1 rRNA gene is annotated in these 233 nt (G+C 53.2%); it reads right to left on the bottom strand.

The features are described from left to right. Positions 1-233, bottom strand: a 23S ribosomal RNA gene (locus lacNas_RS03630); the annotation flags it as partial.

The raw sequence follows: 233 nt of genomic DNA, 5'->3' as shown, positions 1-233 counted from the left end.
ACCCGTTAACGGGCTCTGACTACTTGTAGGCACACGGTTTCAGGTTCTCTTTCACTCCCCTCCCGGGGTTCTTTTCACCTTTCCCTCACGGTACTGGTTCACTATCGGTCACTGGTTAGTATTTAGCCTTGCGAGATGGTCCTCGCGGATTCAGACGGGATTTCACGTGTCCCGCCCTACTCAGGATACTGATAGGCCTTCTTTGGATTTCGCTTACGGGGCTCTCACCCTCT

The organism is Lactobacillus nasalidis, from assembly GCF_016587775.1.
Lineage (GTDB): Bacteria > Bacillota > Bacilli > Lactobacillales > Lactobacillaceae > Lactobacillus > Lactobacillus nasalidis.
This window is presented reverse-complemented; position numbering and strand designations above follow the sequence as displayed.